This is a genomic window from Vibrio sp. JCM 18905 (assembly GCF_055393305.1).
Map to the genome: position 1 here is coordinate 1,754,980 of NZ_AP043879.1, position 20,086 is coordinate 1,775,065.

The window sequence follows — 20,086 nt, forward strand, 5'->3', positions numbered from 1 at the left end:
ATCAGAAGAAAAGAATTTTTCAAGTAAAAAAACAAGACTCGAATTGAGTCTTGTTTATAAATGTGGTCTGGATGAATACGGTTATGGCGTCGCTTTAAAATCGCGGATTAGCTTCTCCCGATACGCCGTAACAACCCTCATGATAGAGTCTTTTACATCCCCTATTTGCTTAGAGGGTTGACACCAAAGGCCAAAACCAAACTTAAAGCCTTCTAGTAATTCACAGACTTCAACGGGCTCTATATCATTATTAGAAAATTCGGAATGAGCCAGCGTTCTAGGAAGAATCGCCCACCCTAGCCCTGCTTCAACCATTTTTACAACAAGAGCCAACTGATCGACTTCTTCATGATTCGAACTGACGATAACTTTTTCACCCATTCCTTCTTCAACGAAAGATCGCAACACAAATTGCTTACTATTCCTCAACGCAGTTAACACTCGGTCGGGTGCCATAGAAGCCAGTTCACCACCTTTCTGGACAAAGGGAACAAATTCAAAGTGACCTAAAAACGTCGAGTCTAGACTGTGTATTGCACGGCTATCATGCACATTAACAATACCGAACTGGTACTCACCAGTCGCTAAACCTTCTTTGATCTCGTTACGGTTACGAACAAAAAAGTTAACTCGCATCATCGGAAAATCTGCCGCTAATTGAACACGAAGTAACACCAGCAAACGATGTGGGATGGCACTAGAATAGGCAATGCTGACACTCTCTAAGCCACCATGAGCAAGGCTCAATGCGACTTTGTCGAACGTACGGGCTTGTTCAATTGTTTGCTTTGCATAGTGGTAAAGAAGGCGAGCATCTTCTGTGGGTTCTACGGAACGGCCAACCCGTTTAAACAAGCTCACAGCAAGTAGGTCTTCTAAATTCGTAATAACCTGTCCGATGGTTGTTCTGTGCTTATTCAATTTTACAGCAGCCTTGCTAAACGAAAGCTCCTCGTAAACAGCAACGAATGCCAATAGTTGTTCAAAGCTAAAATTCATAGGTTTTCTTATATCTTAGGGCTACATGGCTAAACTATCACAAGTTATTGAGAATGCTAGCTCGAAAGAGCGACGGTTAACCCGAGGCTTTTATCTTCATCATTAGATACGTAGTTATTCCGCACGTAAATGCGAAAACTTATCGCACTCACACTCCCCTTAAAGCACGCTCGACATTAGACGTAACTCATTACGAACTCTCTAAAAAATACATTGATGGATTTGATCCTACAAAAGCGATTATTACATTTGTAGGATTTCTCTTATCTTTGTATTCATCAAATAAATAGAGAAAAGCACCATGAACTCAATGCCACATGAACTTGTGTGGGGTGAAGTTTATTTCCCACCCTTGTTGCTGGTTATTGCATTGGCTTACATGCTCACCATTTTGGTTGGAACCGTTGCAACAAAATTAGGGGTACACAAATACGTTGCGTTTCCAGCACTTGCAGAGCTGAGTCTAATTGTGATTTTTACTGGCGTTATTGGTCGATTCATAACCATCTTTTGAGGCAAATTCCGTGATAAAACGTTATCTAATCACATTTTTATTACTGTGTTCCGCTGGCACTGTGATTTTCAGTTACTACCAATCATACTCAAACAATCCTTGGACTAGAGATGGTCATGTCAGCGCGTACATTGTGTCTATAACGCCCCGTGTAACCGGGCAAGTCATCAAGGTATATGTTGAAGACAACTCCCAAGTTAATGCGGGCGACTTACTGTTTGAGATTGACCCAAGCATTTATAAAGCGTCTTACCACAAAGCCCAGGCGGCTCAAAAGCAAGCCATTGCGTTGTTAGCGAAAGCCAAAAATGAAGAACAACGTGCACTGGAACTAGAAAAGCGTACACCTGGCGCGGTACCTGTGCTGACGTTGAACAATTTGAACAACGCCGTAGAGACAGCAATCGCAAACGTGGAGCTGGCGAAAGCAAACGTCGAAGAAGCAAAACTGAACCTTGATTACACCAAGGTGTACGCTCCAACGAATGGTTACATCACCAATTTTAATCTGCGCACCGGCTCCCAAGTTGTCGCAAACTCACCAGTTGTAGCATTAATTGATGAAGACAGCTTTTGGATCGAAGGCTATTTCAAAGAAACGGATTTAGTTGGTGTTGATCCACAAGATAAAGCATACGTGACCTTAATGATGCACAATGAAGCTGTGCTGGAAGGAAAAATCAAAAGCATTGGCTACGGCATTGCGAAGCAAGATGGTAGTACTGGTAACGATCTTTTGCCCTATGTGAACCCTAACTTTCAGTGGATACGCTTAGCTCAACGCATTCCAATTAAAGTGAAATTAGACAACTTACCAAAAGATTTTCAACTACGCGTCGGTATGACGGCATCCATCAAAATCATCAAACAATAAATGCGGTGAAATGTATGTTTAATGCCTCAACCAAAGAAGCAATTAAAGCTACACTGTCTATCGTTATCGCAATCTGCCTCGCCTTATGGTTTCAATGGGAGAAACCCTATTGGGCAGCGATCGCCGTCGCGGTAATGGCATTAAATGAAAGCTTCGCTCACTCGATAAACAAAGGTCATAATCGCCTAGTGGGAACCCTACTGGGCATTGGCTATGCCTTTTTCCTCATCACAGCATTTTCTCAAGATCGCTTCTTGTTCCTGACTTTTTTTACCCTATTTTTAGGTGTATGCATTTTCATGTCGAGCGACGAAAAGTACGGTTATGTGTTCTCCATAGGCTTTGCTGTGTGCTCTATCATCGCTTGTATGGGAGGGTTTGATAGTCAAGTGACGTTCCATTTCGCAGTACTTCGAATGCAGGAAACTATTCTTGGCATCATTACCTTCTCCGTTGTTTATCGTTTGGTTTGGCCAGTGAATACTGAAGAGAATTTCATTCAACGCTTTGAGAGCAGCCGTGAGGTGTTGCTTAAAGCGATGAACAAACCAAATGACATTGATATTGATGCGCTTGAAACCAACACAGCAAACATTGAGAAGATGTGCCAACTACTGGGATTACCGCTCACGGGCAGTTACCACCTCAAAGAACATCGAAAACTGTGGCATCAGCGCCTCGAAGAGATGAAACGTATTCAAGAACGATTACTTGAACAAGTGGAAAAGCCCCACTGTGATGATATTGACTGGAAACCTGTGGCTCAAAACCTGACACTATTTGATATCGCTCAGCCAACCACGCATCTAATTGGTCGTACCTTATTGACAGAACAAGTGAAACAGAAAACATCTTGGCATCGTGAACACCGGACTTTCATACAGCACTTGAAAGAAGACCGCAGAAAGGTTTTACAAGGCCTATCGATGTTTATCACCTCGTTATTGGTTTGGATTTATCTCCCTGTACCAGGTGGGTTTATCTTCCCTATGTTGGCCGGTGTCTTTTCATCAATAGTACCTACAATGCCTCCTAGCGTTGTTAAAGATGCCTTCTTTGGCGTTTTGGGAACAGGTTCAGTGATACTGCTGCAATACATCTTCTTGATGCCCATAATGACTGAGCTCTGGCAACTAGGGTTATTTTATTTCATCAATATTATTTTGATTTGGGAGGTATTTTCTACACCACAGCTGATGATCCATAGGGTCTTAGGCGTCAATTTATTAGTGGTATTAACCTCAGGCGCACTTAACTTGACCCCGGAGTATCGTATCGAAACACCTTTACTCATGCTGGTAAACATCATGCTCATTTTGATGATCGCCAAGTTATTTAATGACCTGTTTCATCCCCGCGTAACCGCTTAAACAAGCAATTAAACTTAATAAGGAAATGCTTTGAACAGTGGGTTAGATCAAATTACGTAATGGCAAATAACACTGCCCGAAAAGGTAAAAATTAAAGACCAAACCAACACACTTTGAACAGGAAACATATGAAATATCAGCAGTGGGAATACTTTAATATCACGAAGTGAGAATAATATTTGAGGTTGAAGATCCCAACATGTAGCTAAAGATGCGCCTCTTTTGAGCCGAGAATGCTTGATCAAATATTCAGCATAGGATGAATAAACCGTCCACAACCCTAACAGCCCAAATAACTCGATGATAGAAATAACTTCCAGACTAAATGGCAATAGTGAAGGCCCACCAATGAGCAAGATAATTGCGAAGATCCACATCTTATTTTTCATTACACATCCTTGTTGCTGATTTACGCTTATGTATTACCAATAACAACACCAAGTAAAAACTGTTGGCCATAAAAACGCAACCCAACGTTGAACTTTTCATGTCAAGCGCTGGGTTGTGTTTTTTTAAGTACTTTTAAATGTAAAATCAGTCAGTTAAACTAGATCGAAGGACAGTTTCCTTTTTCTGCCATGTCTACTTTTAGTACTTCTGCTTTACCTTTGCTTTCGTCCACGAGTTCTACGCCCGCACCACCAACAAATACACCCATTTTAATGTATTGATTAACGAAATAATTACGGCCCTCTTCCGTTAAGATAGTTAAGTGATTTTCAGAAAACTCAGACTCTGTACTTACTTGATGTTCTTTATTGCCTTCGACCTCATGGTAGAAAAACACACCAGGAGCGGTTTCACCAATACATTCTCCATCGACGTAAACATACTTTTTAAGTGCTGCTCCGACAAAAGCATCTTCTCGGTAAATGTAAATCCCTGCGTTCCCCTTTTGAGGTGCTTCAAATGATTTCATTTGATTTGATACTGTCGAATCAACAGTAGGTACAGAAGCACAACCTGATAAACCCAAAAGGAATGCGGAACACAGAATTACTTTATTTTTCATGTTATTAACCTAGCTACGATAAAATCGCGCCAACCATACTATAAATAAATACGTTCACTTATTGGTATTTATGAAATTTGTGATTCACCCTATGCAATAGCACTCATTTTACGTATAGGTTGAGCAAACATTAGCCATATAAAAATCACGAGAATAAAATGCCCTGTATCTAACGATCACTAAATGCCACTTTACTCGCTAGACTGATAAGCAGAATACCCGAAACACCTTCAAGAGTTCTTGAATATCGTGGAGAGTGTGGACGACTAAATACCCAATTACCCACAGATGCGTACAAAACGTTACATGTCGTCGCAAGCACGCTGAACAGCAAGCCAAGTACTAATAATTGCATTGATGTTGAGCTTGCAGACGTATCAATAAATTGAGGCAGAAACGAGAGGAAGAATAGCGCTACTTTTGGATTCAAGACGCTGACGATAACACCCTGAACAAACACATTTTTATTATTATCAACGTTTTTGTTTTCAACGATTTTACTTTCTCCACGCCACATGGACAGTAACGACTGAACACCTAAATAAACTAGGTAAGCAGCCCCTAACCATTTAACAACGCTAAAAGCCAAAGCTGAACTCAGAATTATTGCTGACAAACCTAAACATGCCGCTAGTGTATGAAAAAAGTAACCAACACCAAGCCCCAAAGCCGCTTTCAGCCCAGCAGAGAACTTACCTTTCATTGTATTAGAAACAATATAAATTACATCAGGTCCAGGAATCATGTTGATAGCGAGACAAGCGACAACAAATAGTAATAGTGAGTTTGAATCCATTCTTTTCTCCAGATTAACTTCTTGCAGGATAACATCTCATCGAACTATAAGTAATGCAACGTCTAGGTTTCCGTCGGTTATCAAGGCGTTGACCGTAGTTCATTAACGTGCCTGCCATCGCAGGCCCGGGGCTAGCTATAGCTGATACGACAATCAGTGAATAATTTATCCCTTCCATTTTTACTCTAAGCCTCCACATGAAGTTTTATCAACCCTTATCGCGGAATACTTTATTGAATGTACATCAGAAGCGTAATCCTGATTAAAGCACCAAGTGTCACGAATCAAGCTGGGGATTCTCTGATATTTTACTGCTCCAAAATAACATCAAATCCACCATAAATGAGACGCTTTCCATCAAAGGGCATTGGGTTATTCTCAGGACTCATTCGAGGATCACCCATGATCCGCTGCCACCCTGAGTCCCGAACTTCTTTTGAAGGCCAGACTACCCACGAAAACACAACGGTTTCGTTGCTTTCAGCGTTAACTGCCATGGGAAATGATGTGATCTCACCATCTGGTACTTCACTCCCCCACGTCTCAACAACCTTTAAGGCCCCAAACTCCCTGAACATTTCTGCTGCTATTTTTGCGTGTGCGATATACTTTTCTTTATGCGCTGTCGGTACTGCAGCGACAAACCCATCAATGTATGACATAAGTAAACTCCTTTCATTGGAGTTATAACCATAGCTCAATAAAAAGAATGCACATGATGCCAAACCTTAGAAGCAGGTACGTAATACAGCTTGAGAGCTACATTCCTAGCTTGGACTTTATATGCATATTTGAAAGGTATGTGTTTGGATCAAGCTTGGTTAGCATATTTATAATCTCCAAAACACTCGAATACTCAATACGTTCCTCTTCAGCATGCCCGATCCCACCTATTGTAAAGTGAGTAAAGCGGTAATCACGATAAACGTTTTGCAGCTGGCTAGAAATATCTTTGAGTAATCTTTTACTGAGGGCGAATGCAGGGTATTCACTACTTTCTGAAAGCTCTGCTGTAGAGCCAATAGATACAATATTGCATTTATCGTTAAGTGAACCTAAAGCGTTAAGCTCATTGACTAAATTAAGATACCCAATCGGGCCAACATTCATAAACTCAATCAGTTCGTTTGTTGTCAATTCTGAAGACTCTCCCCACATCGACGCCAAATAAACTATGATGTCAAACTCTACACCTTTGAAGCACGTATAATCTGGCTTTTTACCGGGATCAACGTCAATACAAACAGAAGCGACTCCCTCCTCAACTAGCTTTGATCTAGAAATCGCATAAATTTCTGTACCCTGTACGTTCGTAGCCAAGAACCTTCCTAGCCCCTTACTACCTCCAACGATTAAAATCTGCATAACCCTATTCCTTGGTTAAGGTTGTCTTTCATATTGTCCGCCAAACTGTTCATTAGGCATCACTTTAACGTTTCTATTGCCCGACTTAGTTCTATCTTCAATTTCATCGAATGGTTCAACTGAAACACGCTCTGCAATTTCACTCATCTTCTTCATTTTTTCTGGGTTACTAGTTCCCCAAAACCGCTCCCAGTCTTCACGTGTTCGCCACTTGGCAATAGTTAAAACCTTTTCCGGCATATCGTAAGAACGAAGCATAAAACTACCAAGCGCCCCATCTACTGACTGATGAATTGAATCTGTCGTCGAACGCCATATATTTTGAAACTCATCCATTTTTTCACTTGGCACACGCCATTCATACACAACTCTAAACATAACACTTCCATTAAAATTTCTAGATTTAATACGGCAAAGTATCAAGAACACTAAGCCAGGTGAATAGATGAATAAAGCAACATAGTAGAGCGTAGAGCAACCTAAAAAGCAAAGCGTAAACGCTCTAAATCACTCCGATTCGATTAGTCATGCACACATTCAAAGATTTCGTATTGCCGTTTAACATTGGCTGTTACTTTTCCCCAATGTGAGGCTTGAACTCTTTCCTGATGTTGCTTAAAAGAGGCTTTGTCGACGAACTCCTCATAGACATCAAAACGAAAAGGATTAGTCGAGCTTTGAGTCACAAGAAAAGTAAGGCAGCCCGGCTCTTCTAACGTGAGCCTTTTGTGAGTTATTAACGCATGTTTTACTGATTCTAAATCCTTTTCCGGAACTAAAATAAAGCCTTTCAATGTAACTTTCGACATATCATCCTCCCGCTCCTATCGTGTAGCGTTTCGTTAAGAAGTAGCCAACACGCCCTCTATCTCAATCATCATATCGCAAATGTGAATATCACCATGAACTAATATGCCACGTGTATCGACTTACGAGCATAAGGTTATCTCAACCCTTTCTTTGCCTTTACCGATGTTCTTGCGTTTTAGTTGAATTTGGCCGACTTCTGATGTGCGCTTTAAATGAGTGCCACCGCAAGGTACTTGCGCAAACCCATCCACTCTCCAATACCTTCTTTCACTCTCTTGATCGGAAAAGTCACTAATAATAAGTGAATCAGAGTTAATCAAATCTTGCACATCAGTTTCAATTTCTTTCAATAGCGGGCCAATACTTTCAAACCACTCGAAATCTATGCGACTCTTATTTTCAGAAATATGCGCGCCTATCTTAACAATGCCTTCCCGACGCTGATAAAACATCTCGAGCACCACTTCAGCCGCAAAGTGTAGCTTCATTAAGGCGTATCTACGCTTCCAATCAATATTCGTAGTTACAATGTCACCAAGAGTAAAATTTGGAGAGGATTCCAATGTGTAAATAAGTCGAACACCTAGCTTTTGAGCAATCAAAACCGGAATACCATTAATCGTTCCTTTATCACTCTCTTGGCCTCCAGACTCTGCAAAGAAGATAGTCTGGTCCAATTCAACCTTATTTCCGTCTACATTGGTCACTCTTGAGTTAAGTTCTGTTTGGTAGGGATTAACCCAAAATAATTTCTCGCTCATGCTGCTATCCTTGCAGTAAGTCCTATCCTTGATAGTACATTCAGTGACCACTAAGTCAATTCAAGAAACCTCGCCGTCAAGTGTAAGGCTGTGTATAGAGCACGAGCAGGCTAGACCTATTAGATGCTTTTAAGGCCGGATACTAAACGCTGTCCAGAGGGTTAGCTAACAACCCATAAATTGCGGAATCTGATACTACTCCATTCACTTCCCAGCGCTGCCATACTCGTCTAGATTTGATAAACTTGAAACCGCTCGGGGCTAAAACCTTATCAATCTCCAAAATGAAAGCTTCGGAATGCTCTTTATTCATAATTACGTACTGATTCTGATTGCCTAACACCGAATTGAGGTGTGAGCAACGCCACCACCTAAGCGAAGCTGTTCCACCCTGAAAACAAAACCCGACTTGAACCCAAACCCCCAGCGCTGTCAATTTTTAAACAAGCTAGTGAACTACCACCACTGTTCTCACTAACTTATCACCGAGCCGTTGCCTCTTTTTACCAAGAATGAAAATTGAGTCAATAAAACCGAAGAATGGAGTAATAATATTTCTAAAAAGTGACTGAAAAATATTGCACCTTTTACCCGTTCTTGCACTTATAACTGCAATGCCCAAAAGTTTTTTGCCCACACTTTGACCATTTGGGAAACTATCAGAAAAAAGGTAATACGATACAGCCGCTGTTACTGCTGTAGCGCGAACAAGTTCCTTTTCAATACCGATTTCTAAGCCGCCCCAAAAAACTAATCCATAGTGCCGTGAAGCAGGTCAAACCTAAAGAGCCAAGCATTTTTCTCCCTTTTAAAGACTTTACTACACTCGCTCTAAAGGCTGGATTGGTAATATTTCAACATCTCTTCTTGATTAAGCGCTTTATTTTCTAACTTTTGTTGATCTTTAAAGATTTGAGCTAATGAAGGGAGAATTGAGCGATTGACTTTATAGTTATCAGACCAAAGTTTCCCTCTCATCACAGCTTTCGCACAATGAAAGTACATACTCTCGATGACTATTTTGATAACAACCTTAGGATCTTTACTTCCATCGGGGCAAGCAGATATCAATTTGGAGTCTGTGTGAATACTTGCAATTCCTTTAATACGGAGTACTTCATCAATACCATTTACCATCAATAACAACCCAACTTTGGGGTTACTAATGATATTTTTTAGACTATCTATACGATTATTCCCCGAGCTATCAGGGAGCAACAATGTTGATTCATCTAAAACTTTTACGAAGCCAGGCTCCCCTCCTTTCGGAGAGAGATCGATATAGCCTTGAGTATCGGCGGTACTTAGAACTACAAAATGGCAATTATTAATTAATGTAATCGCATGAACATCCAGGGCAGGCAACGCTTTATTTTTAGCTCTCGCACTTGGCTCTGCGTAAATTTCTTTTAACTGCTCTATTGTTTTAATTTCACTCATTCAATGTTGTCCCTTCACTATCGTATAATGCTTTGCTTGGAAGTAAGCAGAACTCTGACTTCTGCATAGCCACTCAACCTAACGCAAAGTAAAAATGCTACGCGTGCAAATTATCTCTTCAACGCTTTGTTATCTAACGACTTAAATTAAAGCCTTTCACTGAATTCCCCACACTGCTTACACTTGTAACCATGCTTGTAAAAGAACAATGGAAAACCCAGTAAAATAAAGACTAAGAAAGCTGGACGCTTACCTTTTGTAAATGTATATAGCTCTTTACTACCACAGTTAGGGCAAACATCTTTTCCTTCATCAACGGCAAGTTCATTTTCTAATGATTCTGAGAAATCACTGCTAAGTATTTGTTTCGCGTCTTCTGCATCACTTTCGGCCACCATCAGACGAACGCCGCCCATTGCATTTGAATAAAGCCACTGAGTATTCACCGTGTGCTCGTCAGCGATGTGGCTTTCTATTCCGACACTATCTAGGCTTGCTCTCGCAATATGAGCTTCATGAGGAAAAGAAAACCTTGCTACTACAATCACATATTACTCCTTGTGGAAAAACGCTCTCGTAAGGTATAAGCTACGCGAATTGAAAATGCCACGTGTGGCGTTTCTTTTCAAACAGTTTATTAGCCCACTACAGACTAGTACATATACCCTAACCAATCTATATGACCAACAGCCCAAGTTTTGCCGCTGATAGGCTTAACATATAAATCATCGACTTGCTCTATAGCAACACCGTAATTTTTATGTTCATGAACTCGCAACCAAGAACTTAGAGAGTTTAGGCGCACATAACCATTAGCCACATAAAAACGATCCAAATCGGAGACTAAAATGATGAAGTCGACATCTTTAGTTGACGCATACTCGCTGAGTTGAGACAACATTGTTGTGCCAATACCTTGCCTTTGAAGTGTGCTCTCGACACAAAAGTCACTCACACCTAATACTTTATAAATTTCATCACCAACGCGAACAGCTCTGTAGTCTAATCCCATATAACCAACTAACTGGTCACCTTCGTACTTCAGAACTCTCATATGCGGGAGTTGCTTATAGTAAGAACGAGCAACCTGATGTTCAGGAAACGACTTGTTTCTCAGAGCCTCAGTTGCATTATGCTGCGCTTTAGATAACTCGATTTCTGGGTAAATATCCATATTTGACCTTTGAGGGCTAATGACCTGTTAAAGGGAGATCAACACAATACCGAAACTCCCGCATACCGCCTTAATCACTGAGCTCAACGCATAGTTAAAATGCCACGCATTGCGAATCTATCTTAAACGCTATGTTATGCGCGTGGTTAATACATACCTACATAACTGTCCAACTTGCGAATTACCCCAATCCAACGCTCGATATTTGGGTAAGTTTCTAGGTTAAAACCACCCTCATCTGCGACATGGGTATAAGCATACAGTGCGATATCAGCAATAGAAATATTATCACCAACTAAGAACTTAGTTTTTGACAGCTGTAGTTCCATGATTTGTAATGCTTTATGGCCGCCTGATTGTAGTGATTTATATTCTTCTAGACGGTGCTCCGGCATACCTTGATACTTCTGAATAAAACGCGCTACTGCAATATAAGGCTCATGTGAGTATTGCTCAAAGAAAAGCCATTCGTACATTTTTGCTTTTTGATAACTGTCCTTAGATAGATAAGGCGTATCTTCTGCAAAGTACCCCAATATTGCATTGGACTCACAGAGTACTCGACCGTCATCTAAAACGACTGTCGGGATTTTACCATTTGGATTGAGGACTAAAAATTCAGTTGTTTTAGTCTCGTTATCTAAGATATTAACGTGTTTCCATTGGTGCTCAATGCCAAGGAATGACAATAGTAATTTTACTTTTAAGCAGTTACCTGACTGCAAATCTCCATATACAACCATTACACTCTCCATGTTTCAATTCGTAAAGCGCATAACGCGCAGTTAAGGCGTGAACTACGCTACCACCCAAACTAAACGATTGTGCATTAAACACGAAACCCAACCTTGAACTGAAAATGCCAAGCGTTGGGAATCATTCTTGAACAGTTTGTTACGTCGCTACATTTCGCCCGATTTAATTTTGAACTGAGCTTCATTAACCGACTGTTTCCCAAACAGTAAATCCATCATCGCGATGATTCGTTTATTGTCATTTCCCCACTTATCTGAATTGGCACTATTTGGCGCTTTGAACTCTACTTCGCCAACTTTTTTACTGTTTTTATATGCCTTAACTTGGGCATCTGCAATAAACGTTCTAAAGTCCCAACTCCAGCGCGATACATAAGTCAACGTAAGTTCAGAGCTCTTAGGAAGAGTTCCATCACTTACAACCGTACATTTATGTGCTGTATCCAAACACCATTCTTGTACCGAGTCCAAGAAAACATCTCGTGTGGCGTCATCTTTTACAATAGTAATTTCCTTGCTCTGGTTCTCTTCCGAAATAGCTTCAACTGTATATTTTGGCGCTGCGCATGCCACCAATAGAATAGGCAAGCTAAGAATGATTAGTTTCTTGTACATTTTACATCTCTTTTAATAAATCTATAATTGTAAATGAATTTTAAGTGGCTGCATAACGCCGCGTTAAGGGGTGAACAACGCCCCCCAAACTAAGCTACTGTGCCGTAAACACTAAAGCTGATTCAAACCAAAACTGCCAAGCATTGTTAATCCCTCTTGAATACTTTGTTAGTTGCCAAACCTAAAGCTTTGATGTGATGTTGATTGCCGCTTTGCCAACACTGGCTTTATGCGCTTTGAAAGACTCAAATCAGGTGCATTTTCAAAGCACTTGTCACTGAAACCACTTGGAACTCAAACGCCTTAGAAAACGGAATAACAACACAAAAAAGCTCTTTTAGACAGACGGTGTTACAGACCTGACTTTCAACAAACAAAGCGGCTTCTGAAACAGAAGATCCAAACCAAACAAGAAACCAAAGCACGATTTTCACAACCCCAAATAACTAGAAATGGAAATAAGAAAACCTAGCAAATACACACGGACTTTAGCCCTAAACATTCTTCTTTAGGTACGTTTTTCTTCGTTAGCCAACTAACGCCCTGTTAAGGGGTGAGCAACGCAATACCTAAGCCTCTGCATACCACCTTAATCACCAAAAACTCAACGCATAGTAAAAATGCCACGCGTTGCGAATCCCTCTTGAACAGTTTGTTAGCTGACAATTTCACCGAGTGCATCTATCCATTGCTCGGGCTTCGCTACAATAAACTCATAACACGTATTGTTGGCTAATTTTATACGAAATGCATCCGTAGTGATTGGAATTACACCACCACCTTTGCCCAAGCACTTAGCTACGGCAGCAATGTCTTGGCGCTTTAATTGATATGGACCAAAACCCAACTTTTCGTTGTACGGAATAAAAATTAAATCCGACTCCGTTAGTTCTAATTTCCCATCAGCTTTAGTCGCACCGACTTGAATTGTAGCTGTTGAAGACCTAATTACTTTATCAGACATAATGCACCCTCTTCCTTGATTTACTTTTGTCTGCTAACGCCCTGTTAAGGGGTGAGCAACGCAATACCAATGCCGCCGCATACCACCTTAATCACTAAAATCAACGCATAGTAAAAATGCCACGCGTTGCGAATCCCTCTTGAACAGTTTGTTAGCTATTTTTTTCCAACGCCTCTCGGAGCTTAGCTATCGTATGTTGACTGAAGACTTTAATTCCATTGCGCTCTAACAATGCAGTAGCTACCCCTGAGCCATCGATTTTGATCCCGTTGAATGTACCGTCATAAATTTTTGAACTGCCACAGGAAGGGCTGCCTTCAGCGAGTATCGCGTACTTTATTTGCTGTTTTTTGCAAAGCTCCAAAGCGTTCTCTGCCCCACTTACAAATTGTTCAGTAACATCAATACCATCATTTCCAACAACGTTTGCCAAACCATCAAGCACATCAACACCTTTACCAGTAATGATTTCGGCAGGTGCTCTAGGAATAGGTAAACCTGCTGAGACTTCGGGGCAAAAGGTCACTAGTTCTGCGTTTGACTTGAGCCATAGCAGCTCAGGCTCTTTGACTGATAAACAGCTCGCATTGTATCTAACGTTGTTTCCAACCAGACATAAACTAACGAGAACTTTTACCACTGGAACTCCTTTATATACTAGAAATAGCTAACGCCCAGTTAAGGGGTGAGCGACGCTTGGCTATACTTGAGCGAAGCGAAACTGCCAAGCGTTGCGAATCACTCTTAAATGCTTTGTTAGAAATTATTGTGCCATGTGAGCTGAGATGATGTTTATGGCATCTACAACACACTGATAACTCAAAGTCGCTTGCTGTTTGCTAACTTTATATGTTTTCCCATGCACAACATCATTACGCAAATCTTTTGTATGATTTGACCAAGCTTGAAACTCAGGTGTTTCTGAAAAGTCAAAACCAGTTGCATCACTAACTAGTGTTTTGGCAATTGCATATGAGGAAAGAGGCGTTCTAAAGCGATCGGTCTTATGAAACTTATCTTCAATTTCTGACTCTGGTAACCCTTTAGCTTTATACTCCTCACGTAAACATGTGTTGAGAAATGTTTCAAAGAGAACAGCAGCTTCAATTGCTGCTAGCCGCCATTCACGCAAATCAAGTTTATCTTTGACTTCCAGATGAAGGGTTTCAATAATTGATGGTTCTATATCTGTCGCAAGTACATCCCTTAATTTTGCATCAATTTCATCAGAGATAGCTCCTCCCATCCCCTGCATCAATGCATCCATATGATAGCTAGAAGGCGGTAGCGTTGATGGTTCACTATCGCTAACATCAAGTACACTTGAATCAGTAACGTAATGTTGATGAAAAGTTGGTTGATTTCTAATTTCATTAAAAATCGTGAAGCTTTGGATTATTGCAGGTGTTACTGGTCTTATATAGAATTTGCCAGTATATACTCTATAGTTTTCAATAAACTTGTTTACAGCATCAACAGCAAGGTTTACGAAATACTTAGTATTGAAGTAAAAACGAGGATCAAACATTCTCAAATCAAAGTTGACTCGGACAGAAGAAAAAGAAGCTCTTCCAGCTCTATCGCCAGCAATTTCACCACAGAGATTTGCAGGGTTGTTTTGAGTAATTCTTCGTAAGAACTGAACTCCCATATACTTATTTTCTACTTGTACTACATATGCACTTTCAACAGTAGCTGGAATATACACAGGAAAGCCACCTCCTATCGTTAATCCACCTGAACCTTTTCCGCTCGGAGCATAGCGTGAATAAGGGAGCTCTTTACCTGCTTGGTAAGCTTCTGCCCACTCTTCAAGTTGCTTATCCTTAAATCCACCTTTAACAAAGATGAGAAACGGCAAGTCAAAGTATATTGACTTGTAATAGATCTGGTCTTGCATATTTTCCACTCAAAAACTCCGAAGCTAAAAATAATTTCTAACGCCGCGTTAAGGGGTGAACAACGCTATACCACCCAACTTAAACCATTGTGCCATAAACACAAAAACTAAACTTTGAGCCAAAACCGCCAAGCGTTGAGAATCCCTCTTGAACGCTTTGTTATGTGCGTGCCTGCTCTTGCACCACCCTCACCCACTTGGAACGCCACTCCTGCGCTTCCATTGAGTCTGGCCAGAACTCTTTCTGTTTACGGATAAGCCCATTTTCTACCGTATGGAAAGTAATAGCACGCGCCTCTTGAACGCTATCAGTTATAGAAACATCAGTGACTACTGTTTCGCCATCGCAGACGATTGAATGAACGACGAACTCCCAAATACCATTTGCTGGATAGTAAGTGTTGATTGCTGTGAAATTGTCTCGTCCAACAATAAGCTCACCAGATTGAGGCCAAAACCCTTCAAAATCTGGGCTAAGCCACTCACTTGCTTTCGCGAAATCATTAGTTTTCATTGCGTCCCAAAAAGCTAAGACGACTTCCTTTGAATTCATTATTTCCCTCCAAGCACATAACGCCCTGTTAAGGGGTGAGCAACGCAATACCGAAGCCGCCGCAAACCACCTTAAACACTAAAACCAACGCATAGTAAAAATGACACGCGTTGCGAATCACTCTTGAACAGCTTGTTAGGCAAATAGTCAAAGTGATTTAATACCTTGACCCAATATCATGATCTTCATCACCGCCCTCAATTAACCTTGTTAATTCATCACACAAGACTAAACGATTATTATGTATCGTGAACTGGGCTATAACTTTGACTTTTATAATCGAGCCATCTTTTTTGTGGGCTGTTACTACATGATTACTGAAAAGAACATTGCCCTCTTGAACCAAAGTAAGAAAGTTGACATCTAATGTACTAATAACTTTCTTCTGTGCCTCTATATGATTTACAAAGCTATCATAATCCAACTCCACTCCATCCACTTTTTGTATATAAGATGGGTCGACGTACTGCTCAATTAATGCAACATCTAACTCTGGCGCCATAAGAACATCTGTAAATAAATTTTTAATAAGTGCTTTTTCTAAACTCATTTCGATTATCACCTCACCAATATTTGCCTAACGCCCTGTTAAGGGGTGAGCAACGCAATACCGGAGCCGCCGCATACCACCTTAAGCACTAAATTCAACGCATAGTGAAAATGCCACGCGTTGTGAATCCCTCTTGAACAGTTTGTTATACGATGCCTCACACCAAGCACTGAAACTGACCGTTTTTAGCTTTGAAACCTAGCTTATTAAACAAAGCTTGAGACCGAAAGTTACCCTCATCAATATCTGCATACAATCTTTCAATACCCAAAGCTTGAGCATGAGAAAATAATAAACTAAGAGCTTCCGACATATACCCTTGTCGCCAGTACGATGAATTTAGTAAGCATCCGACTTCACAGGAATCACCGTTATCACTAAAGCCATGTAAGCCGCAGGTTCCAATAACCTTGTTTGTCGCTTGAACCATAATCGCCCATTCCAACGATTCACCTGATTTCTCTAGTCGAGCAACGCTTTCTAGCATCTGAACTATCAGATCTTTCGATGTAAAAACTGGGTCTGAGGCAAATTCCATTGTTTGAATATCACCATAAATTTCAAACAAATCATCAGAATCATTCGTTTGAATTGACCTCAAAACAATTCTACTTCCGTGTAAATCAGGCTTCATTTCTCTCCTTAATCGTATAACGCCGCGTTAAGTAGTGAGCCACGCTGCCACCTAAGCTAAACCATTGTGCCGTAAACACGAAAGCTGAATCAAACTGAAAATGCCACGCGTTGCGAATCTGTCTTAAACGCTTTGTTATGTGCGAACCCAAACCATTGGCACAAACCTTATACCGCTAACTTCCGTTTCTGTGTCTGTGGCAACAAAACCCTGTGATTTATAAAATTTTGCTGCGTTAACCGAGGCTCTTAAACGTACTTCGCGCCCGTTTGACAAAGCCAGCATATGTTTCAGTAGCAATTCACCCAAACCATTTCCTTGGTAATTTACGTCGACAAACAAATGAGTAATATACTCTTTGTCACGTATCGCACCAAAACCAACAACTTCATTGCCTATCGTGGCTTTCACGCTCTGAAATCGTACTTTGTCGAAAGCTGTTTCAACATCTGGACGAATTTTTGACGCAAAAGTAGTCTGCCCTTGTACATCAAAATGCGGCAGGATGTTTGCGAACGATACACTTGTGACAAGGTCAACGACTAAGCCTAAATCTGAAATTTCCGTTTCTTCGATATTCATTTGACCGTCCTAGCACATAACGCCGCGTTAAGGGGTGAACAACGCAAGCCACCAAACCTAACTCATTGTGCCATAAACACAAAAGCTAAACTTTGAACCAAAACTGCCATGCGTTGAGAATCCCTCTTAAACGCTTTGTTATGTGCGTACTAAAGTTGTGCGTACAATCTCAGCATGTCTTTGTGTTGAATACCATTTTCATAGATTGGCTCTGGATAATTCAGCAAAAAGTGATCTTTGACGATTGAGTCAACCCGAAAGCCAAGACGCTGATAATAAGTCAGTTGATAACCAAAAGTGCCTGTACCCAGTTCAACACGAGAAATTCCCTTACTTGATAACTGAGAAAGAACTGACTTAAGCAACTCAGAACCAACACCTTGACCTTGTAACTTTGGATATACAGAGACATTGAATATCTCAGCAAGCCTATTGGTTTGTGGCTTCACTATGCAAGCTGCTAAAACACGCCCATTATCTAGTGCAGCAAAGCACCATGAATCGGATACATATGAAGAAATACTCGCTTCAGAAGGATCAGCTTCAAGCAGCAAATCTAGCGGAATCTGGCTACTTTTGACTTCGATATATTGCATTTTTCCTCCAAGCACATAACGCCCTGTTAAGGGGTGAGCAACGCAATACAGAAGCCTCCGCATTGCGCCATAAACACAAAACTCACTGCAAACCAAAACTGCCACGCGTTGCGAATCTGCTTAAATTGTTTGTTATGCAATTTTTCAACAATGCTAAATTGGCTAACGAAAACAATACCTTAAACACGAAAAACTACAAACGCGCAGATAACTTTTCGTGATTCAAGAACCGACGAACTCAACATTTCCAGAAAAGTCCGCCACGAGCGCGGAACGCTAATTTGCAGCGAAGAATTAGCCCTTGCTTGCCCGAAACTTAACGAGCCGAAATTTCAGCGGATACGGACTTTCCATAAACTTGCCCTTTCCACACTTTGCGCCAGAAAACTTTCCGCACCCAAATACGATTTTTAATGAGGCAACTTCACGAACCTTGGCATGCTTTACGGTTTCAGTGACTCAAGAATTTGAGTCGACAATGCTGATTTGCCGACACCAAAAAAACGGATGGTCAAAGACTACGAAAGTGAAGAAACCTAAAAACTTTGCCCTATCGCATAACGCTCTGTTAAGGTGTGAGCAACGCAATACAAAAGCTGCCGCATACCACCTTAAACACTAAAACCAACGCATAGTAAAAATGCCACGCGTTGCGAATCACTCTTGAACAGCTTGTTAGGCAAATAGTCAAAGTGATTTAATGCCTTGACCCAATATCATGATCTTCATCACCGCCCTCAATTAACCTTGTTAATTCATCACACAAGACTAAACGATTATTATGTATCGTGAACTGGGCTATAACTTTGACTTTTATAATCGAGCCATCTTTTTTGTGGGCTGTTACTACATGATTACTGAAAAGAACATTGCCCTCTTGAACCAAAGTAAGAAAGTTAACATCTAATGTACTAATAACTTTCTTCTGTGCCTCTATATGATTTACAAAGCTATCATAATCCAACTCCACTCCATCCACTTTTTGTATATAAGATGGGTCGACGTACTGCTCAATTAATGCAACATCTAACTCTGGCGCCATAAGAACATCTGTAAATAAATTTTTAATAAGTGCTTTTTCTAAACTCATTTCAATTATCACCTCACCAATATTTGCCTAACGCCCAATTAAGGTGTGAAGCGCGCAACCACGACACTCAATTTAACCACCGTAATCACCAAACTTAAACCAAACTAAAAATGCCAAGCGTGCTGAATCACTCTTAAATTGCTTGTTAGCCCTATGCCCAAAGGTTGCACGCCTCTACCGCTTCGATTTTAACACCGAAACTAGAAATGCTAGGTAACGTGGCATTGTGGTGCTCTCGAATTTGAGCCCCACTGGCGTGCTCCTTATCATGAGTTGTGTGAGCATCCGAAACCAAAGTTACGGGGTAGCCTAAGCCTGCAGCTCTGCGAATGGTGGTATCAACGCAAAACTCTGAGGCGTAGCCACACACAATTAAGCTATCTACATCGAGTTCATTCAAAACACTTTGAAGATTAGTATTCAAGAAAGAGTCTGGTGTTGTTTTGCGAACGAAATGGTCACCAGTTTGTGTAATTAAGCTCGACTGCAATGCCCAACCAGCGCTTTCGTATTCAATAACAGATTTAGGTTGCTCGTGCTGAACAAAGATAACTGGGACAGACTTAGCACGCGCCAATTTCGTAACTTCATTAATTTTGGTGAGTACGATTTGTGACTCAAATGGTTGAGGTTCCGGGTCGAACAGAATCGACTGAACATCAATAACTAATACTGCAGATTTCATTGTTTTCCTCTGATAGGGCTAACGCCCTGTTAAGGGGTGAGCAACGC

Annotated in this window: 28 protein-coding genes; 3 read left to right on the forward strand and 25 right to left on the reverse strand. The window is 40.9% G+C overall.

Features of this window, described 5'->3' with window-relative positions; translation table 11 throughout:
- Positions 1-81: 81 nt before the first annotated feature.
- Positions 82-999, reverse strand: coding sequence for a LysR family transcriptional regulator (locus ACZ5ZC_RS16195; protein ID WP_464932108.1), 918 nt, complete (start codon positions 997-999; stop codon positions 82-84).
- A gap of 301 nt (positions 1,000-1,300) precedes the next feature.
- Between ACZ5ZC_RS16195 and ACZ5ZC_RS16200 the strand changes: the two genes are divergently transcribed.
- From ACZ5ZC_RS16200 to ACZ5ZC_RS16210, 3 genes are read left to right on the forward strand one after another with little or no spacing between them, the layout of a single operon-like run.
- Entirely contained in the window at positions 1,301-1,513 is a 213-nt protein-coding gene (locus ACZ5ZC_RS16200; protein WP_048626481.1) for a DUF1656 domain-containing protein, read from the forward strand.
- Between the two features lie 10 nt (positions 1,514-1,523).
- Positions 1,524-2,387, forward strand: coding sequence for an HlyD family secretion protein (locus ACZ5ZC_RS16205; protein ID WP_054867007.1), 864 nt, complete (start codon positions 1,524-1,526; stop codon positions 2,385-2,387).
- 14 nt (positions 2,388-2,401) lie between these two features.
- Positions 2,402-3,757, forward strand: coding sequence for an FUSC family protein (locus ACZ5ZC_RS16210; protein WP_464932109.1), 1,356 nt, complete (start codon positions 2,402-2,404; stop codon positions 3,755-3,757).
- 47 nt (positions 3,758-3,804) lie between these two features.
- On the opposite strand, the gene ACZ5ZC_RS16215 is transcribed toward ACZ5ZC_RS16210, so the two are convergent.
- The 24 genes from ACZ5ZC_RS16215 to ACZ5ZC_RS16330 form a co-directional block, all read right to left on the reverse strand.
- Entirely contained in the window at positions 3,805-4,146 is a 342-nt protein-coding gene (locus ACZ5ZC_RS16215) for a hypothetical protein (protein ID WP_048626483.1), read from the reverse strand.
- A gap of 158 nt (positions 4,147-4,304) precedes the next feature.
- A complete protein-coding gene (locus ACZ5ZC_RS16220) occupies positions 4,305-4,769 on the reverse strand; it encodes a DUF2846 domain-containing protein (protein ID WP_005397344.1) in 465 nt (154 codons plus the stop codon).
- Positions 4,770-4,938: 169 nt separating this feature from the next.
- A complete protein-coding gene (locus tag ACZ5ZC_RS16225; RefSeq protein ID WP_048626484.1) occupies positions 4,939-5,565 on the reverse strand; it encodes a LysE family translocator in 627 nt (208 codons plus the stop codon).
- A gap of 308 nt (positions 5,566-5,873) precedes the next feature.
- On the reverse strand, positions 5,874-6,227 hold the full coding sequence (locus ACZ5ZC_RS16230) for a DUF1428 domain-containing protein (RefSeq protein ID WP_048626485.1): 354 nt from the start codon (positions 6,225-6,227) through the stop codon (positions 5,874-5,876).
- Positions 6,228-6,324: 97 nt separating this feature from the next.
- Complete coding sequence (locus ACZ5ZC_RS16235; protein ID WP_048626486.1) at positions 6,325-6,930, reverse strand: hypothetical protein; 606 nt, start codon at positions 6,928-6,930, stop codon at positions 6,325-6,327.
- Between the two features lie 15 nt (positions 6,931-6,945).
- On the reverse strand, positions 6,946-7,308 hold the full coding sequence (locus tag ACZ5ZC_RS16240; RefSeq protein ID WP_256875568.1) for an antibiotic biosynthesis monooxygenase family protein: 363 nt from the start codon (positions 7,306-7,308) through the stop codon (positions 6,946-6,948).
- 143 nt (positions 7,309-7,451) lie between these two features.
- Positions 7,452-7,739 carry a putative quinol monooxygenase gene (locus ACZ5ZC_RS16245; protein ID WP_048626487.1) on the reverse strand — a complete coding sequence of 96 codons (288 nt, stop codon included), beginning with the start codon at positions 7,737-7,739 and terminating at the stop codon, positions 7,452-7,454.
- Positions 7,740-7,859: 120 nt separating this feature from the next.
- The gene (locus tag ACZ5ZC_RS16250; RefSeq protein ID WP_054867004.1) at positions 7,860-8,501 is read right to left on the reverse strand and encodes an alanine--tRNA ligase-related protein; all 642 of its coding nucleotides are present in this window, start codon (positions 8,499-8,501) and stop codon (positions 7,860-7,862) included.
- A 448-nt stretch (positions 8,502-8,949) separates the two neighbouring features.
- Positions 8,950-9,231, reverse strand: a complete 282-nt coding sequence (locus ACZ5ZC_RS16255) for an RDD family protein (protein ID WP_258668785.1) — start codon at positions 9,229-9,231, stop codon at positions 8,950-8,952.
- 101 nt (positions 9,232-9,332) lie between these two features.
- Positions 9,333-9,941 (reverse strand): pyridoxamine 5'-phosphate oxidase family protein, encoded by a 609-nt coding sequence (locus tag ACZ5ZC_RS16260; protein WP_464932110.1) that lies wholly within the window; start codon positions 9,939-9,941, stop codon positions 9,333-9,335.
- A 146-nt stretch (positions 9,942-10,087) separates the two neighbouring features.
- Positions 10,088-10,489 (reverse strand): putative signal transducing protein, encoded by a 402-nt coding sequence (locus tag ACZ5ZC_RS16265; RefSeq protein WP_047009861.1) that lies wholly within the window; start codon positions 10,487-10,489, stop codon positions 10,088-10,090.
- Between the two features lie 104 nt (positions 10,490-10,593).
- Positions 10,594-11,115, reverse strand: a complete 522-nt coding sequence (locus ACZ5ZC_RS16270) for a GNAT family N-acetyltransferase (RefSeq protein WP_054867002.1) — start codon at positions 11,113-11,115, stop codon at positions 10,594-10,596.
- A gap of 146 nt (positions 11,116-11,261) precedes the next feature.
- Positions 11,262-11,858, reverse strand: coding sequence for a glutathione S-transferase family protein (locus tag ACZ5ZC_RS16275; RefSeq protein WP_464932111.1), 597 nt, complete (start codon positions 11,856-11,858; stop codon positions 11,262-11,264).
- A gap of 159 nt (positions 11,859-12,017) precedes the next feature.
- Entirely contained in the window at positions 12,018-12,485 is a 468-nt protein-coding gene (locus ACZ5ZC_RS16280; protein WP_054867000.1) for an Sbal_3080 family lipoprotein, read from the reverse strand.
- 655 nt (positions 12,486-13,140) lie between these two features.
- Positions 13,141-13,449, reverse strand: coding sequence for a hypothetical protein (locus ACZ5ZC_RS16285; protein ID WP_054866999.1), 309 nt, complete (start codon positions 13,447-13,449; stop codon positions 13,141-13,143).
- A 151-nt stretch (positions 13,450-13,600) separates the two neighbouring features.
- On the reverse strand, positions 13,601-14,089 hold the full coding sequence (locus ACZ5ZC_RS16290; RefSeq protein WP_464932112.1) for a 2-thiouracil desulfurase family protein: 489 nt from the start codon (positions 14,087-14,089) through the stop codon (positions 13,601-13,603).
- 123 nt (positions 14,090-14,212) lie between these two features.
- Positions 14,213-15,358 carry a hypothetical protein gene (locus ACZ5ZC_RS16295; protein ID WP_054866997.1) on the reverse strand — a complete coding sequence of 382 codons (1,146 nt, stop codon included), beginning with the start codon at positions 15,356-15,358 and terminating at the stop codon, positions 14,213-14,215.
- A 151-nt stretch (positions 15,359-15,509) separates the two neighbouring features.
- Positions 15,510-15,902 (reverse strand): nuclear transport factor 2 family protein, encoded by a 393-nt coding sequence (locus tag ACZ5ZC_RS16300; RefSeq protein WP_213971140.1) that lies wholly within the window; start codon positions 15,900-15,902, stop codon positions 15,510-15,512.
- 157 nt (positions 15,903-16,059) lie between these two features.
- Positions 16,060-16,452, reverse strand: a complete 393-nt coding sequence (locus ACZ5ZC_RS16305) for a hypothetical protein (protein ID WP_053809337.1) — start codon at positions 16,450-16,452, stop codon at positions 16,060-16,062.
- 157 nt (positions 16,453-16,609) lie between these two features.
- The gene (locus tag ACZ5ZC_RS16310; protein WP_054868494.1) at positions 16,610-17,086 is read right to left on the reverse strand and encodes a GNAT family N-acetyltransferase; all 477 of its coding nucleotides are present in this window, start codon (positions 17,084-17,086) and stop codon (positions 16,610-16,612) included.
- 135 nt (positions 17,087-17,221) lie between these two features.
- Positions 17,222-17,668, reverse strand: a complete 447-nt coding sequence (locus ACZ5ZC_RS16315; protein WP_054868493.1) for a GNAT family N-acetyltransferase — start codon at positions 17,666-17,668, stop codon at positions 17,222-17,224.
- Positions 17,669-17,817: 149 nt separating this feature from the next.
- A complete protein-coding gene (locus tag ACZ5ZC_RS16320) occupies positions 17,818-18,264 on the reverse strand; it encodes a GNAT family N-acetyltransferase (RefSeq protein ID WP_054868492.1) in 447 nt (148 codons plus the stop codon).
- A 697-nt stretch (positions 18,265-18,961) separates the two neighbouring features.
- Entirely contained in the window at positions 18,962-19,354 is a 393-nt protein-coding gene (locus ACZ5ZC_RS16325) for a hypothetical protein (RefSeq protein ID WP_031850676.1), read from the reverse strand.
- 151 nt (positions 19,355-19,505) lie between these two features.
- A complete protein-coding gene (locus ACZ5ZC_RS16330; RefSeq protein ID WP_005535745.1) occupies positions 19,506-20,039 on the reverse strand; it encodes a cysteine hydrolase family protein in 534 nt (177 codons plus the stop codon).
- Between the last annotated feature and the right edge of the window lie 47 nt (positions 20,040-20,086).